The organism is Pseudomonas sp. JS3066 (genome assembly GCF_036328175.1).
Classification (GTDB): Bacteria; Pseudomonadota; Gammaproteobacteria; order Pseudomonadales; family Pseudomonadaceae; genus Metapseudomonas.
This window is the reverse complement of record NZ_CP143312.1, coordinates 2,079,129-2,093,516: the sequence shown is the minus strand read 5'-3', so window position 1 is coordinate 2,093,516 and position 14,388 is coordinate 2,079,129. Positions and strand designations below refer to the sequence as shown.

12 protein-coding genes are annotated in these 14,388 nt (G+C 63.6%); 4 read left to right on the top strand and 8 right to left on the bottom strand.

The window, feature by feature from the left end; all coding sequences use genetic code 11:
* The first annotated feature begins 88 nt into the window (after positions 1 to 88).
* Together SA496_RS09770 and SA496_RS09765 are read left to right on the top strand one after the other, a co-directional pair.
* Complete coding sequence (locus tag SA496_RS09770) at positions 89 to 1,582, top strand: aldehyde dehydrogenase family protein (RefSeq protein ID WP_330115342.1); 1,494 nt, start codon at positions 89 to 91, stop codon at positions 1,580 to 1,582.
* A gap of 275 nt (positions 1,583 to 1,857) precedes the next feature.
* On the top strand, positions 1,858 to 2,202 hold the full coding sequence (locus tag SA496_RS09765; RefSeq protein ID WP_120651405.1) for a hypothetical protein: 345 nt from the start codon (positions 1,858 to 1,860) through the stop codon (positions 2,200 to 2,202).
* A 45-nt stretch (positions 2,203 to 2,247) separates the two neighbouring features.
* On the opposite strand, the gene SA496_RS09760 is transcribed toward SA496_RS09765, so the two are convergent.
* The 8 genes from SA496_RS09760 to paaN form a co-directional block, all read right to left on the bottom strand.
* The gene (locus SA496_RS09760; RefSeq protein WP_120655216.1) at positions 2,248 to 3,798 is read right to left on the bottom strand and encodes an amino acid permease; all 1,551 of its coding nucleotides are present in this window, start codon (positions 3,796 to 3,798) and stop codon (positions 2,248 to 2,250) included.
* Between the two features lie 161 nt (positions 3,799 to 3,959).
* Positions 3,960 to 5,333 carry a glutamine synthetase family protein gene (locus SA496_RS09755; RefSeq protein WP_120651406.1) on the bottom strand — a complete coding sequence of 458 codons (1,374 nt, stop codon included), beginning with the start codon at positions 5,331 to 5,333 and terminating at the stop codon, positions 3,960 to 3,962.
* Between the two features lie 315 nt (positions 5,334 to 5,648).
* Positions 5,649 to 7,139, bottom strand: coding sequence for an aldehyde dehydrogenase family protein (locus tag SA496_RS09750; RefSeq protein ID WP_120651407.1), 1,491 nt, complete (start codon positions 7,137 to 7,139; stop codon positions 5,649 to 5,651).
* 44 nt (positions 7,140 to 7,183) lie between these two features.
* Entirely contained in the window at positions 7,184 to 7,576 is a 393-nt protein-coding gene (locus tag SA496_RS09745) for a c-type cytochrome (protein ID WP_153920333.1), read from the bottom strand.
* Positions 7,577 to 8,023: 447 nt separating this feature from the next.
* Positions 8,024 to 8,944, bottom strand: coding sequence for a transcriptional regulator FeaR (gene feaR, locus SA496_RS09740; protein ID WP_120651409.1), 921 nt, complete (start codon positions 8,942 to 8,944; stop codon positions 8,024 to 8,026).
* Between the two features lie 95 nt (positions 8,945 to 9,039).
* On the bottom strand, positions 9,040 to 9,963 hold the full coding sequence (paaX, locus tag SA496_RS09735) for a phenylacetic acid degradation operon negative regulatory protein PaaX (RefSeq protein WP_153920331.1): 924 nt from the start codon (positions 9,961 to 9,963) through the stop codon (positions 9,040 to 9,042).
* Between the two features lie 91 nt (positions 9,964 to 10,054).
* Entirely contained in the window at positions 10,055 to 10,654 is a 600-nt protein-coding gene (gene paaY / locus SA496_RS09730) for a phenylacetic acid degradation protein PaaY (protein WP_120651410.1), read from the bottom strand.
* 25 nt (positions 10,655 to 10,679) lie between these two features.
* Positions 10,680 to 12,365 (bottom strand): phenylacetic acid degradation protein PaaN, encoded by a 1,686-nt coding sequence (gene paaN / locus SA496_RS09725; RefSeq protein ID WP_330115341.1) that lies wholly within the window; start codon positions 12,363 to 12,365, stop codon positions 10,680 to 10,682.
* A 409-nt stretch (positions 12,366 to 12,774) separates the two neighbouring features.
* On the opposite strand from paaN, the gene paaF reads away from it, so the two are divergent.
* Together paaF and paaG are read left to right on the top strand one after the other, a co-directional pair.
* Positions 12,775 to 13,548, top strand: a complete 774-nt coding sequence (paaF, locus tag SA496_RS09720) for a 2,3-dehydroadipyl-CoA hydratase PaaF (protein WP_120651412.1) — start codon at positions 12,775 to 12,777, stop codon at positions 13,546 to 13,548.
* A 44-nt stretch (positions 13,549 to 13,592) separates the two neighbouring features.
* Positions 13,593 to 14,384, top strand: a complete 792-nt coding sequence (gene paaG, locus SA496_RS09715; protein ID WP_120651413.1) for a 2-(1,2-epoxy-1,2-dihydrophenyl)acetyl-CoA isomerase PaaG — start codon at positions 13,593 to 13,595, stop codon at positions 14,382 to 14,384.
* Positions 14,385 to 14,388 lie beyond the last annotated feature (4 nt).

The window sequence follows — 14,388 nt, the reverse complement described above, 5'->3', positions numbered from 1 at the left end:
TAAATCATAGTCTTATGTTTTATTAACGGCCTTGGCATGGGGGTTGCGAAAGCCGGGTACAACTTCAATAAACAGAGGCTTTCCCCCCATGCTCGCTGACCTGCCCGTCCTTCCCCAGACCCAAGCCTTCCTCAATCGCAAGCTGAAGATGCTGATCGGTGCCCAATGGCAGGACGCCGCCAGCGGCAACACCATGAGTTTCCGTAATCCTGCGACCGGCGAAATCCTCGGTGAAGTGCCCTCCGCCACCGCCGAGGATGTGGACCGCGCCGTGCAGGCCGCGCGCCAGGCCTTCGATGATTCCGCCTGGAGCCGCATGCGCCCCCGCGAGCGGCAGAACCTGCTGTGGCGCCTGGCCGACCTGATGGAGCGCGATGCCCAGGAACTGGCCGAACTGGAATGCCTGAACAACGGCAAGAGCGCCGCCGTGGCCCAGGTCATGGACGTGCAGCTGGCCATCGACTTCCTCCGCTACATGGCCGGCTGGGCCACCAAGATCGAAGGCACCACGGTCGACCCGTCCCTGCCGCTGATGCCAGGCGAACAGTTCCACGGTTTCATCCGCCGCGAAGCCGTCGGCGTCGTCGGCGCCATCGTCGCCTGGAACTTCCCGCTGCTGCTGGCCTGCTGGAAGCTCGGCCCGGCGCTCGCCACCGGCTGCACCGTGATCCTCAAGCCCGCCGATGAAACCCCGCTGACCGCCCTCAAGCTGGCCGAACTGGTGCTGGAAGCCGGCTACCCGGCCGGGGTGTTCAACGTCATCACCGGCACCGGCCTGAATGCCGGCGTCGCCCTCACCTGCCATCCGGGCGTGGACAAGCTGACCTTCACCGGCTCCACCGAGGTGGGCAAGCAGATCGGCAAGGCGGCCATGGACAACATGACCCGCGTGACCCTGGAACTCGGCGGCAAGTCGCCGACCATCGTCATGCCCGACGCCAACCTCGCCGAAGCCGCCGCCGGCGCCGCCAGCGCGATCTTCTTCAACCAGGGCCAGGTCTGCTGCGCCGGCTCGCGCCTGTATGTGCACCGCAAGCACTTCGACAACGTGATTGCCGACATCGCGGGCATCGCCAACGGCATGAAGCTCGGCAACGGCCTGGACCCCAGCGTGCAGATGGGCCCGCTGGTCTCCGCCAAGCAGCAAGACCGCGTCACCGGCTACATCAACCTCGGCCGCGAACTGGGCGCCACCATCGCCTGCGGCGGCGAAGGTTTCGGCCCCGGCTACTTCGTCAAGCCGACCGTGATCGTCGACGTCGACCAGCAGCACCGCCTGGTGCAGGAAGAAATCTTCGGCCCGGTGCTGGTGGCCATGCCCTTCGACGATATCGACGAGGTGGTGCGCATGGCCAACGACAACCCCTATGGCCTGGGCGCCAGCATCTGGTCCAACGACCTGTCGGCGGTACACAAGATGATTCCGCGCATCAAGTCCGGCTCGGTCTGGGTCAACTGCCACAGCGCCCTGGACCCGGCCCTGCCCTTCGGCGGCTACAAGCTCTCCGGCGTCGGCCGCGAGATGGGCGCGGCGGCCATCGAGCACTACACCGAGCTGAAGTCGGTGCTGATCAAGCTCTGAGGGCTCCTGTGGGAGCGATTTCAATCGCGAATGAATTCGCTCCCACAAAGGTGCCAAACGACCATTCGGCACCCGGTCCGACACCGTTGTGTGGGTGAAAAAAGCGCCATCCACCCTACGAAAGCCGGCCCCAGTCAGAATGACAACGACTGCTGTCATTCGCACCCTGGTCAAAATGACACTTGAAAACCCAACCTACTGATTTGCATGGGTTTGATTACTGGCACGAAAAATGACCATTCCCCTTCGCCATCCACCATACGAAGGGAACCCCCATGAAAGTCCCCAGCATCACCCTGTGCCTTGCCCTGCTCTCCTCGCCCGTCACTTTTGCCGCAGAAGTGATATCCGAAGTCCCTGACACCACTGTCGGCAAAACGTCCGGCGGCATGACCGGGCTTATGCTCGGCGCCATTGGTGGCCCCATTGGCGCCGTGGCCGGCGCTGCCGCGGGCTACTTTGGCGGCAGCGCCGCGCAGCAATCCAGCGGTCTCGCCGAACCGGCTTACATGGTGAAGATGGATGACGGTTCGGTGCAGCGCTTCCGTTCCCCGGGCAAGCATTTCAAGCCCGGCGACGAGGTCGAGGTGCGCGGCATCCGCCTGGAAGCCGCTAAGTGACGGTGCAGCGCCCCTGACCCGCTGGGCCAGGGGCGCTGCCAAGAGCTACTTGTTCAATGCCGCTTCGGCCGCGGCGATTTCCGCCTGGCGCTTGGCGATCATGTCGCCGATGGGCGGCCCCTGGAAGCGCCGGGCCTCGAACGCGAACCAGACGATTCCCGTAAGGACCAGGAAGCCGATGGTGATGTAGAGCGCCCAGTCATTGGGCGGCTGGATGCCGATGGTGAAAATCAGCGCCATCGAGATGATCGACAGGATCGCCACCAGCGAAAACAGCCCACGCCCTAGATTCCATGGCCCCATGCGCGGCCATTTGGCAGTGCCGAAGGTAAAGAGCCCGAGCACGATGGGAATGACAAAGGAGAAGAACAGGAAGATCACAGTGCACGACACGACGATGGTGTAGACCGGCGTTTCGCCGATGGACACCAGCGACGAGCCCCAGACGAACAGAACCGCCAGGATGGCGCCGGTCCAGATCGCCGCTACCGGAGTGCGGTGGGTCGGCGAGACCGAAGCCAGTGCCTTGGATGCCGGCAGGCCACCGTCACGGGCGAAGGCGAAGATCATCCGAGAAACCGAGGTCACCGTGGCCAGGCCGCAGAGGATCTGCGAGATGAAGATGGCCAGGTAGAGCAGTTCCTTCACCGTCGAATTCACCTGGGTGTCCATGGCCCAGAAGAATACGTTCCAGCCCTGGGCCGCCGCCTGCTCCATGCTTGGCAGCATCAGCACGAAGGCGCTCAGCATCAGCCAGCCGAACAGCAGCGACCAGACCACCGACATCACCATCCCGCGCGGCACGGAATGGGCCGCCTGCATGGTTTCTTCCGAGGTGTGCGCGGAAGCGTCGTAGCCGGTGATGGTGTAGATCGGCAGCAACAGCCCGAGGAGGAAGATCCAGCTATTGGACACTTCCGGCCAGACATTGCCACCGGCCGCGCCGGAGAAGTTGCCGAAGGTCCACAGACGAGAGAACTCGTAACTGGGCGCGGCGACCAGACAGACGATGGTCAGGGCGATGGCCGTGGCGAAGATCAGGTAGCCCGAGAAGTCCGTGAGCTTGGCCGTCAACCCGATGCCGAAGTGGTTACAAAGCGCCTGCCCGCCGGTAAGGATCGACAGGAAGATGATGCGTGTGGTGATGGTGTCTTCCATGCCCAGCATCGGCCCGAAGGCACCGAAGAAGAAGTAATAGGTGCCGACGTTGATCGCACCCAGTACCGTCACCAGCCCCAGCAGGTTGAACCAGGCGGTGAGCCAGCCCGTGAAGCGATTGCCGAGGATCGAACCCCAGTGGTACAGCCCGCCGGCGGTGGGATAGGCCGAGGCAATTTGGGCCATGGCCACGGCGAACACACCAGAGATCATGCAACCCAGGGGCCAGCCGATGCCGATGGCCGCGCCGCCGGCGCCGGATGTGCCCTGAGCCAGCGAGTTGATGCCGCCGGAAAGGATGCAAATGATGGAGAAGGAAATCGCGAAATTGGAGAAGCCGCCCATCCGTCGCGACAGCTCCTGGGCATAGCCCATGCTGTGCAACAGCTTGACGTCATCATCCTGATGCGTGGAGCCGTGTTGGCCTGCAGGATTCATCTTGGGTGCCCTTTGGTTTGGATTGGCAATGGATTGCTCCATGCGGCGGTTCGGGCACCTTCCCCGCCTGCACTGCGACAGCCTGTCGTATTGCTCCAGTCCCCTTTACAAACCGGTCAACCAGCGTGCCCGAACCCGCCGCTTGCCGGACAGCGAATCTGTCAGTAACGCTCGAATCCGCGCTGCAACTCCCAGTCGGTGATGCGTCGGTCGTACTCTTTCTGCTCCCATTCGGCGGTGTGCACGTAGTGGTCGACCACCTCGTCGCCGAAGGCCTTGCGCAGCATGTCCGAGCCCTTGAGGGCGGCAGTGGCTTCGCGCAGGGTCTTGTCGACCTCCGGGAGCTGGTCATTCACATAGGCATCCCCCTCGAATGGAGCACCCAGTTCAAGCTTTTCATCGATGCCTGCCAGGCCGGCGGCGATCAGCGCGGCAAAGGCGAGATAGGGATTGAGGTCGGCACCACCGATACGACACTCGATGCGCACCGACTTGCTGCCCTCGGCGCAAAGACGGAAACCGGCAGTGCGGTTGTCACGGCTCCACACCGCGCGCGTCGGTGCGAAGGTCCCGGCCTGGAAGCGCTTGTAGGAGTTGATGTAGGGCGCGAGGAAATAGGTCACCTCGCTGGCGTACTTGAGCTGCCCGGCTACCCAGCCGCGCATGAGTTTGGACATGCCGAACTCGTCCTTGGGATCGTAGAACAGCGGCTTCTTGCCCTTCTTGTCCCAAAGCGAACTGTGGATGTGGCAACTGGAGCCGGCCAGGTCGTAGCGCCACTTGGACATGAAGGTGATCGACTTGCCCTGCTGGTACGCGATTTCCTTGCAGGCGTGCTTGATGATCGCGTGGCGGTCGGCCATGGTCAGGGCGTCTGCATAGCGGACGTTGATCTCTTCCTGCCCCGGCCCCCATTCCCCTTTCGAGTTCTCGACCGGCACACCGCTGGCTTGCAGGTGCTTGCGAATCGCCCGCAGCACCGGCTCCTCACGGGTGGTCTGGAGGATGCTGTAGTCCTCGATGTAGTGCGCGGCCGTCTTCGGATGGCTGTAGTTGCGCTTGTGGATGGCGTCGTAGCTTTCATCGAAGAGATAGAACTCCAGCTCCGAGGCGAACATCCCGGTGTAACCGCGCTCGGCCAGCCGCGCCACCTGCTTCCTGAGGATGGCGCGCGGACTGTGGGGCAGGTCTTCGCGGTGGTGATGATCCAGTACGTCGCAGAGCACCAGCGCCGTACATTCCAGCCAGGGCACCCGACGCAGGGTGCTCATGTCGGGCTTCAGAACGAAGTCACCGTAGCCCTTGCTCCAACTCGCCGCCGCGTAGCCGGGCACCGGCTCCATGTCGATGTCGTCGGCCAGCAGGTAGTTGCAGCAGTGGGTTTCTTCGTATGCGCTGTCGACGAAGAACTCAGCCTGGAAGCGCTTGCCAACCAATCGTCCCTGCATGTCCACCATGCAGGCCAGCACCGTATCGATCTCGCCGCTGGCTACGGCTTTCTTGAGTTCGTCGAAGCTGAGGAGTGGTTCGCTCATCTGGCGGTCCTTCGATGGGGGGACTGCCGAAAGCTTAGTTCAGGAATGGAAAGTGCAAGGATTACCCGCACCAGGACGGTGCGAACGGTGCAGATCGGGGAACTTGCGGGGGTTTTAGCGGCCGTCTCGGACTCGTCACATCACTGTGGGAGCGAATTCATTCGCAAATGCGGACCGAAGGTCTGCCAATCGATTTTGCAGGGGGCGACCGCGTCGCTCTTCGCGAATGAATTCGCTCCTACAGGGGAACGGTTCGGCGCCACTCAAAAAAAACCGGCAGGCGTGAAGGCGCCCGCCGGAAATCGAGGGTTTGGATCAGTGGGAGATGCAGACCGACTTCAGCTCGGTGTACGCCTCGATCACTGCGCGGCCGAACTCGCGGCCCATGCCGGACTGCTTGACGCCGCCGAAGGGCATGTTCGGGTCCAGCAGCACGTGGGCGTTGACCCACACGGTGCCGGCTTCGATACGCGGTACCAGGTTCATCGCCTTGGACAGATCGTTGGTCCAAAGGCTGGCCGCCAGGCCGTAAACGCTGTCGTTGGCCAGTTCGATCATGGCGTCCTCATCGGTGAAGGGGATCACCGACAGCACCGGGCCGAAGACCTCTTCGCGAGACACGGTCATGTCGTGGTTCACGTCAGCCAGCACGGTGGGCTGGACGAAGAAACCCTCGCCTTCCAGGCGCTCGCCGCCGGCCACCACGCGGGCACCTTCCTGGCGGGCCAAGTCGATGTGCTTGAGCACGTTCTGCTGCTGCTTGAACGACACCAGCGGGTTGATCGCCGCTTCCTGGTCCATGCCCGGGCCGATGGAGAGACCTTTCACCGCAGCGGCCAGGCCCTGGACGAATTCCTCGTAGATGGACTGGTGCACGTAGAAGCGCGAGGCCGCGGCGCAAACCTGGCCGTTATTCAGCAGACCGCCGAGCAGCGCGCCCTGCACCGCCTTCTCCACGTCGGCATCGGCCAGCAGGATCATCGGGTTCTTGCCGCCCAGCTCCAGAGCGAAGCGGGTCATGTTCTCCATGCAGGCCACGCCAACGCTCTTGCCTACAGCGGTGGAACCGGTGAAGGACACCTTGCTGATCAGCGGGTGCGACGCCAGGGCGTTGCCCACGGTGCTGCCGCCGCCGGTGACGACGTTGAACACGCCCGCCGGGATGCCCGCCTCGAAGGCCAGTTCGGCCAGGCGCAGGGCGGTCAGCGGGGTTTCGCTGGCGGGCTTGATGACCACGGTGCAGCCGGTGGCGAGCGCCGGCATTGCCTTCCAGGTGGTGATCATCAGCGGGAAGTTCCACGGCACGATGCCGGCGACCACACCCACCGGCTCACGACGAGCGAAGGCCGTGAAACGCGAGCCCGGCGGGATCGGGATCGACACGTCCATGGTCTGGCCTTCGATCTTGGTCGCCCAACCGGCCATGTAGCGCATGAACTCGACGGTAGCGCCGACATCCAGCATGCGCGACATGTTGATCGACTTGCCCTGGCTCAGGGTTTCCAGCTGGGCCAGCTCTTCCGCATTCTCTTCCACGAGGGCGGCAAAACGCAGCAGGATGCGCTCGCGATCGGCCGGACGCAGGCCGGACCAGACGCGAGACTTGAACGCCTTGTGGGCGGACTGCACGGCACGATCCAGGTACTCCAGCGGCACGTCCGGCACGTGGGAGATGGCTTCGCCGGTAGCAGGGTTCAGCACCGGGGTAGTCGGGCCTTCCGGCAGCACCCACTGGCCATCGATGAAGCAACCGTGGCGGCGCTCCAGGAATGCCGCCACCTGCGGCAGGATTTCAACCTTGCTCATGCTCGATCCTCTTTAACCGTGGGCCGGGCGCCTGCCCGGCACCATCATTTCTGTGCACCCAGGAAGCAGCCGACCGCGCGACGATCGTCAGCGCTGGCCATACCGGCATAGGGCATGTAGGTACCGGCGACGAAGCCCTGGGGTTGGGCAATGAACTGCTCCAGGCTGTCCAGCTTCCATTCCACCGCTTTGGTCTTCATCGCCTGGGAGTAGCTGAAACCAGCCAGACTGCCGGACGTGCGTCCGTACAGGCCATGAAGGTTCGGGCCCATCATGGCCGGGCCACCCTGCTTGGCCGAATGGCATACCGAGCAGTCGCTGCCGAATAGCGTCTCGCCCTTCTGCACCTGTTCCGGCGCGCAGTCCGCTGCCAGCACCGATTGGGCCATCAGCAGCGACAGCACGCCGAACAGTAGCCCCTCATTGCGTTTGTGCATCTACTCACCACCTCGATCATCTACAAGCCCGCCCGCGCTGCCACTACGGCACACGCGGAAACAGGGCCGATGTCCGGATTCTCGGCGCTGACGGGATTCGAGGTTTTTTTGTGTGTGCCAGACGTGTTGGCAGGGCTGCCAGGTGTTGGCGGCAGGGAAACCTGTAGATGGGGCGAATTCGTTCGCTATGTCTGCGTTAGCTGTTGCGAGAGATTTACCATCGAGCCAAGAGCGTTGTAGGAACTGGCTTGCCGGCGAAACGCGGCCATTCGCTGGCAAGCCAGCTCCTACGGGCAGTGCAGTTGCTTGCAACACGTCATGCAGACAGAGCCAATTCATTCGCCAGGTAGGACGCAGTCCTGCCCTGCAACCTCTCTGGGGGCAGCTGCGCCGCCCTTGGCGATTGAAATCGCCCCTACAGGGCCACTGCCTCCCCTACAACAACGTTCAAGCCTGGCTGTACTGCTTGCGGTACTCGCTGGGCGACACGCCGAAACGCGCCTTGAAGGCGGTGGAGAAGTAGCTGGAGTCAGTGAAACCCCAGGCGTAGCCAAGGGCGGAGAGTTTCTGCTCGCCACCAGAGTGGCGGAGGCTTTCGGCGCAGAAGTCCAGGCGACGGTTCTTGATGTACTGCGCCACCACCAGGCCCTTCTTGGCGAACATGCGGTAGAGGCCACGTACCGAAACCCCCACTTCGCGAGCGATGGTTTCCGGGCAAAGCTCTTCGGCGCAGATGTTCTCGTCGATGAAGCGCAGGGTCTTGCGGAACAGGCGCTCGTGGGCATCCTGCTCGGCTTCGGCTGAGCTCAGGGCCGGGCGCAGCAGACTGATCATTGCCTCCAGGGTGGCTTCGCTCTCGGGCAGGCTGAGGCTGTCCTGACGGGTCGATTCGATGATCAGCCGATTGGCCATCACCGCCACGGGCGAGCTGGCCGGAATGCGCTGGGCACAGCGCACGCCGGAGAAGCGCAGGCCCTGCTCCACGATGTGGCGCGGCACGATCAGCGACAACTGGCGAGAGTTCTCGTGATAGACGAAGTCACTCGGCAGCGTGGAGTCGATCAGGGTGATGTCGCCGGGTGCCAGCTCGATGCTGTTACCGGCCTGTTCCATACCGGCGCGGCCGGCGAGCTGGAAGGCCAGGTAGAAGTGCTTGCCTTCGCTCTGCGCCACTTCCTTGGGCGTGCGGAACAGGCGCGCTTGGGCCACGTCCACGAAGCTCAGCTTGATGGCGCCGGCCTTGTGCTCGCGGATCGCCCCGGAAAATTCCGAGCCAAGCAACTTGGCCCCGAAACGGCCGCAGACCTGGTTGATGCCTTGCAGCCACTCGTCGAAGCGGTCTGCCCTTACTGATTGTGCACTCATCATGGCTTTCTCAGCCTCACGCTAGGCGTTGTTCTTGTCGTTATCCGGCAGTGCCGGGTTCACCTCGTCCGTGACTGCCGCCCTCCCGGGCGGCTGCTTTACCTCAATCCACCGAATCGCTGATAGAAGCTCTCCCCGGCGTCGGGCAACGGACCATCCGCGGTTTCCAGCGCCGCGTTCAGCCATTCCTCTGCCTTGGCAAAGATGAGTCGGTAGATATTGCGGCACAGTTGGCGCGCCGCGCGGCCTTCCCAATCGCCCGGAAGGAGTTCGTCGGGCAGTTGCGGGTCACGCAGCAGCAATTTGCGGTATTCGTGGATCAGCAAGGTTCGGGCCACAAAGCAGTCGGCCGGCTGCAGGTTCTCCTGCTCCCGCAGGGCTTGCCAGAGCGGGCGGAACAGCTGGATGAACTCGCTGTAGTGCGCGCCCAGCTCATCGATGTTCCAACTCTCGCGAACCTGCATGCGCAGGGCCTTGGAGGCCAGCACGTCCTGGGAGCGGGTTTCGAAAATGATGCTGTCTTCAACGGCGTCCAGTTCCTGCAGGGTCGCAGTCAGATCCACCCGGTCGCAACGCGGATTGGCCAGCACGGTGGGTGAAATCGCACCAAAACCTTGCCATTCCAGCTCTTCGCGCACCTGTTTGCGCTTGTCCTGGGGCAATTGCGACAGCATCACCAGCGACCAGGCACCATCCCAGGCCGGAACACTGGAGCTGTACACCCGCTTGAAGGCCTTCTCGAACCGCCGCCGACCGGTGCCGGTCAGGCTGTAGTAGCTGCGTCGGCCAACCTTTTCTGCACTCAGCCAGCCTTCCTTGGTCAGGCGGAAGATCGAGGTACGGATCAGCCGTTCGTTGATACCCATGGGCTCCAGCAACTGGATCAGGCTGCCCAGCCAGACAGTACCGCCGTGGGGCTCGATGGCATCGCCGTAGAGGGTGATGATCAGCGAGCTGGCACGAATGGGCGTCTGCTGCTGGAAGCGGGTGACGAGTTGGTCCAAGGGCACGAGCGAAGTCATGGGCATACTGGAAACGGAAAAGATGCCGAATATACCCGCAGGCTCATCGGCATGACCATCGGGGAACACCCCCGGTGTGCGAAGACCGCACTCATTGCGACGAAGTACCTTTCGGACGCAGGCCACGATCGGTTATGCGGGCGCGATCAGCCTCCACCTCGGACAACGGCTCGCAAGCCACCATATTCTCCAGGCAACGCCGGGCCAGCAGCTGGTACTCCCGGGTACCGGCCTGCTTCCAGGTCACTTCCTCGTCGCTGAGGCTGCGCTTGACCTGCGCCGGCGCGCCCATCACCAGCGACTGAGCCTCACAGCTGAAACCGGCCTTGACGAAGGCGGTGGCGGAAACGAAGGAGCGCGCACCAATCCGCGCGCCGTCCATCACTACCGCGTTCATCCCCACCAGGGCGTCTTCACCGATGCGGCAACCGTGCAGCACGGCACCGTGGCCGATATGGCCATTGCGCTCGACCACCGTGTCGCTCTCGGGGAAGCCATGCATCACGCAGGTGTCCTGGATGTTGGCGCCCTCCTCCAGGATGATCCGGCCGAAATCGCCACGCAGGCTGGCCAGGGGCCCGACGTAGCAACCCGGGCCGATGATCACATCGCCGATCAGCACCGCGCTGGGATGCACGTAGGCGGTGGGATGCACCACCGGGGTCAATCCGTCGAGGCTGTAGCAAGTCATCGCAGGGCTCCTTCTTCCTATAGGCTCACGCCGCACCGTGGCGACGGCTCTGCACGGTAACGAAGCGACGGGAAACGAAAGCACCGTCGGTGATAGAGGCGTTGGCCGCCGGATTGCCACCGCTGGCATGGAAATCGCTGAAGGCCGCGGACTGGTTGACGAACACGCCGCCATCGAAGTTGACCGACAGGGCTACGGCAACCTCCTGGGACAGCTGCTCTGCTTGGTCCAGAACGTCCTCGTCGGTGGAGTACACACCCAGGGTCAGGGCGCCCTTCTCGGCGATCACCTCACCGGCCAGACGCAGACTGTGCGCGGTGTCGTCGGTGGCGATGACAAAGGCGATGGGGCCGAAACGCTCCTCGGAATAGGCTTCGCGGTCAGCGGCCTCCACCTTCAGCAGCAGCGGCGTGTGGATGCGCGCGCCAGGGAACTGCGGATGCTCGCGAGATTCGCTATCGAGCAGCACCTCGCCCAGTTGGCGGCAAGCCTGTATGCGCTGGGCGGTGGCTTGGGACTGGATGGCACCGATCACCGCGCAAGCACGCTCGTTGTCGGCGAGGAAGCTCTTCACAGCACCGGCCAGTGCCTGGGCGACCTCATCGAAGCTCAGTTGCTCGTCACCGTTACGGATACCGCCCCGGGGTACATAGATAGCCTGGGTGGTGGTGCACATCTGCCCGGAATAGAGGCTGAGGGAGAAAGCCAGGTTGCGCGCCACGGCCTTGATGTCGCGCACGCTATCGATGATCACGCTGTTGATGCCAGCCTTCTCGGTGAACACCTGGGCCTGGCGGGCGTTATCTTCCAGCCAGTTGCCGAAAGTGCTGGAACCGGTGAAGTCCACCAGTTTCACGCGCGGGTCCAGGGCCAGTTTCTGACTGACCGGAGCGTCAGGCGTATCCACCACCAGGCTCACCAACGCGGGATCGAAGCCCAGTTCGGCCAGCACGTCCTGGGCGACCTTGACGCTCATGGCCACCGGCAGGATGGAACCGGGGTGTGCCTTCACCAGCACCGGATTGCCGGTGGCAAGGCTGGCGAACAGGCCGGGATAGGTGTTCCAGGTGGGGAATGTCGAGCAGGCGATCACCAGCGACAGGCCGCGCGGGACGATGTGCCAGCGCTTGTCGAGCACCAGCGGGTCCTGCTTGCCCTGAGGTTTGGTCCAACGCGCTGCTTCCGGCACCTCGGCCATGGCTCGCCAGGCGTAGGCCAGCACTTCCAGACCACGGTCCTGGGCGTGAGGGCCGCCAGCCTGGAAGGCCATCATGTAAGCCTGGCCGCTGGTGTGCATGACGGCATGGGCCAGTGTCGGGCTGAGGGCGTTCAGCCGCTGGAGGATTTCCAGGCAAGCGCCAACCCGCGCCTTCGGCCCGGTATCACGCCAAGCCGGCAGCGCCGCCTGCAGCCGCGACAGCAGCTCGTCCGCGTCGTACTGGTCGTAAGTCACACCCAGGTCGAAGCCATAGGGCGAACGCTCGGCGCCTGCTCGACCAACCGATTGCGGACCTGCCAGGACGAAATGCTGGCCAAGCAGTGACTCGAAGGCAGCCTGGGCATCTTTTACCGACTCTTCCGGGTACTGCTTGAGGCTTTCCGGGAAGGGCGACCAGTAGCCGCGCTCGCTGATGGCCTGGACGGCGCGCTCAAGGGTGCCGCGATGATGCTCGAACAGCTCGAGGGCGGCGGCGCGGGCGGTGGTCGACATGGAAAAACTCCTCAACTGGGCAGATGAAGCCACAAGGTGGCGCAAAGCGATTCGCTAGATACTGAATTTTGTATCACATCACTCTGCAACATAGAAGCTCAAGCACCTGTATCAGATGACGACCGGTAATCGGTACGTATCACGCGCCCTTAAACAATGATAAACCCGAGTAACCACGGCCTTTCCATGCACATGACCGGGCCTTTCAATCTGTTCTTTTGTAGTAAAGACAGAAGATATGAGACACATAAATCATATCTCACATTCTTGTTTTGTATCGCTTTGTGGTTATACTCCGGCCAAAGTCGCCCCGCCCTCAGCGCGGCAGACACAGGAAGGGACCCCACCCGAACCCACTAATAAGAGCGGCTCGCCAAAGGGCCGCGCGTGCACCTGAGGAAGAGTCGAAATGCCTCGTACCCTTGCTGTCCTGCCGCCTGAGCAGGGTGTCCGCCTGATCACCCTGCAGCGCCCGGAAGCGCTCAACGCGCTCAACACCGAGCTGTTGGGTGAGCTGGCCGCCGAACTGGATGCCGCCGAGCAGGACGCCGAGACCCGCGTCGTGGTCATCACCGGCAGCCGCAAGGCCTTTGCCGCCGGCGCCGATATCAAGGAAATGGCCGAGCGCGACCTGGTGGGCATCCTCAATGACCCGCGCCTGGCCTACTGGCAACGCATCACCCGTTTCAGCAAGCCGCTGATCGCCGCCATCAATGGCTTCTGCCTGGGCGGCGGCTGCGAACTGGCCATGCACGCAGACATCCTGATCGCCGGCGAAGACGCCCGCTTCGGCCAGCCGGAAATCAACCTGGGGATCATGCCCGGCGCCGGTGGCACCCAGCGCCTGCTGCGCGCGGTCGGCAAATCCCTGGCAATGCAGATGGTGCTCACCGGCGAAGCCATCGACGCCCGGCATGCCCAGCGCGCCGGCCTGGTCAGCGAAGTGACCCAACCCGAATTCACCGTCGAGCGCGCCATCGCCATCGGCCGCGTCATCGCTCAGAAGGCGCCTCTGGCGGTGCGTCTCGCCAAGGAAGCGCTGCTCAAGGCCGAAGACACCGACCTCGCCAGCGGCCTGCGCTTCGAGCGCCACGCCTTCACCCTGCTGGCCGGCACCCGCGACCGCGACGAAGGCATCCGTGCCTTCCAGGAAAAGCGCCGCCCCGAATTCACCGGCCAGTAAGCACTGACCGTCCGCCCCTTCGAACTCCGTAGAGCGCCAAAGCCATGAACTTCGAGCACATCCTGTTTTCCATCGAGGCTGGCGTCGCCACCCTCAGCCTCAACCGCCCGGAGCAACTGAACAGCTTCAACGCCAAGATGCATGGCGAAGTCCGCGAAGCCCTCAAGCAGGTGCGCCAGAACCCCGAGGTCCGCGTCCTCCTGCTGACTGGCGAAGGCCGCGGTTTCTGCGCCGGCCAGGACCTGGGCGACCGCAATGTGGCCCCCGGTGCTGCCGCACCGGACCTGGGCGAGTCCATCGAGAAGTTCTACAACCCGCTGATCCGCGCCCTGCGCGACCTGCCGCTGCCGGTAATCTGCGCCGTCAACGGCGTGGCCGCCGGTGCTGGCGCCAACATTCCGCTGGCCTGCGACCTGGTCCTGGCTGGCCGTTCCGCCAGCTTCATCCAGGCCTTCTGCAAGATCGGCCTGATTCCGGATTCCGGCGGTACCTGGACCCTCCCGCGCCTGGTCGGCATGGCCCGCGCCAAGGCCCTGACCCTGCTGGGCGACCGCCTGACCGCCGAGCAGGCCGAACAGTGGGGCCTGATCTACCGCGTGGTGGACGACGCCGCCCTGCGCGAGGAAGCCCAGAAGCTCGCCCGTCACCTGGCCACCCAGCCGACCTACGGCCTGGCCCTGATCAAGCGCAGCCTCAACGCGAGCCTGAACAACAGCTTCGACGAGCAACTGGACCTCGAACGCGACCTGCAGCGCCTTGCCGGTCGCAGCGAGGACTACCGCGAAGGCGTCAGCGCCTTCATGGAAAAGCGCACCCCGGCCTTCAAAGGACGCTGAGCCC

Excerpts from the sequence above, each read along its gene's own strand:
- SA496_RS09770 (WP_330115342.1), top strand. The coding sequence starts at position 89 with ATGCTCGCTGACCTGCCCGTCCTTCCCCAGACCCAAGCCTTCCTCAAT.
- SA496_RS09765 (WP_120651405.1), top strand. The coding sequence starts at position 1,858 with ATGAAAGTCCCCAGCATCACCCTGTGCCTTGCCCTGCTCTCCTCGCCC.
- SA496_RS09760 (WP_120655216.1), bottom strand. The coding sequence starts at position 3,798 with ATGAATCCTGCAGGCCAACACGGCTCCACGCATCAGGATGATGACGTC.
- SA496_RS09755 (WP_120651406.1), bottom strand. The coding sequence starts at position 5,333 with ATGAGCGAACCACTCCTCAGCTTCGACGAACTCAAGAAAGCCGTAGCC.
- SA496_RS09750 (WP_120651407.1), bottom strand. The coding sequence starts at position 7,139 with ATGAGCAAGGTTGAAATCCTGCCGCAGGTGGCGGCATTCCTGGAGCGC.
- SA496_RS09745 (WP_153920333.1), bottom strand. The coding sequence starts at position 7,576 with ATGCACAAACGCAATGAGGGGCTACTGTTCGGCGTGCTGTCGCTGCTG.
- feaR (WP_120651409.1), bottom strand. The coding sequence starts at position 8,944 with ATGATGAGTGCACAATCAGTAAGGGCAGACCGCTTCGACGAGTGGCTG.
- paaX (WP_153920331.1), bottom strand. The coding sequence starts at position 9,963 with ATGACTTCGCTCGTGCCCTTGGACCAACTCGTCACCCGCTTCCAGCAG.
- paaY (WP_120651410.1), bottom strand. The coding sequence starts at position 10,654 with ATGACTTGCTACAGCCTCGACGGATTGACCCCGGTGGTGCATCCCACC.
- paaN (WP_330115341.1), bottom strand. The coding sequence starts at position 12,365 with ATGTCGACCACCGCCCGCGCCGCCGCCCTCGAGCTGTTCGAGCATCAT.
- paaF (WP_120651412.1), top strand. The coding sequence starts at position 12,775 with ATGCCTCGTACCCTTGCTGTCCTGCCGCCTGAGCAGGGTGTCCGCCTG.
- paaG (WP_120651413.1), top strand. The coding sequence starts at position 13,593 with ATGAACTTCGAGCACATCCTGTTTTCCATCGAGGCTGGCGTCGCCACC.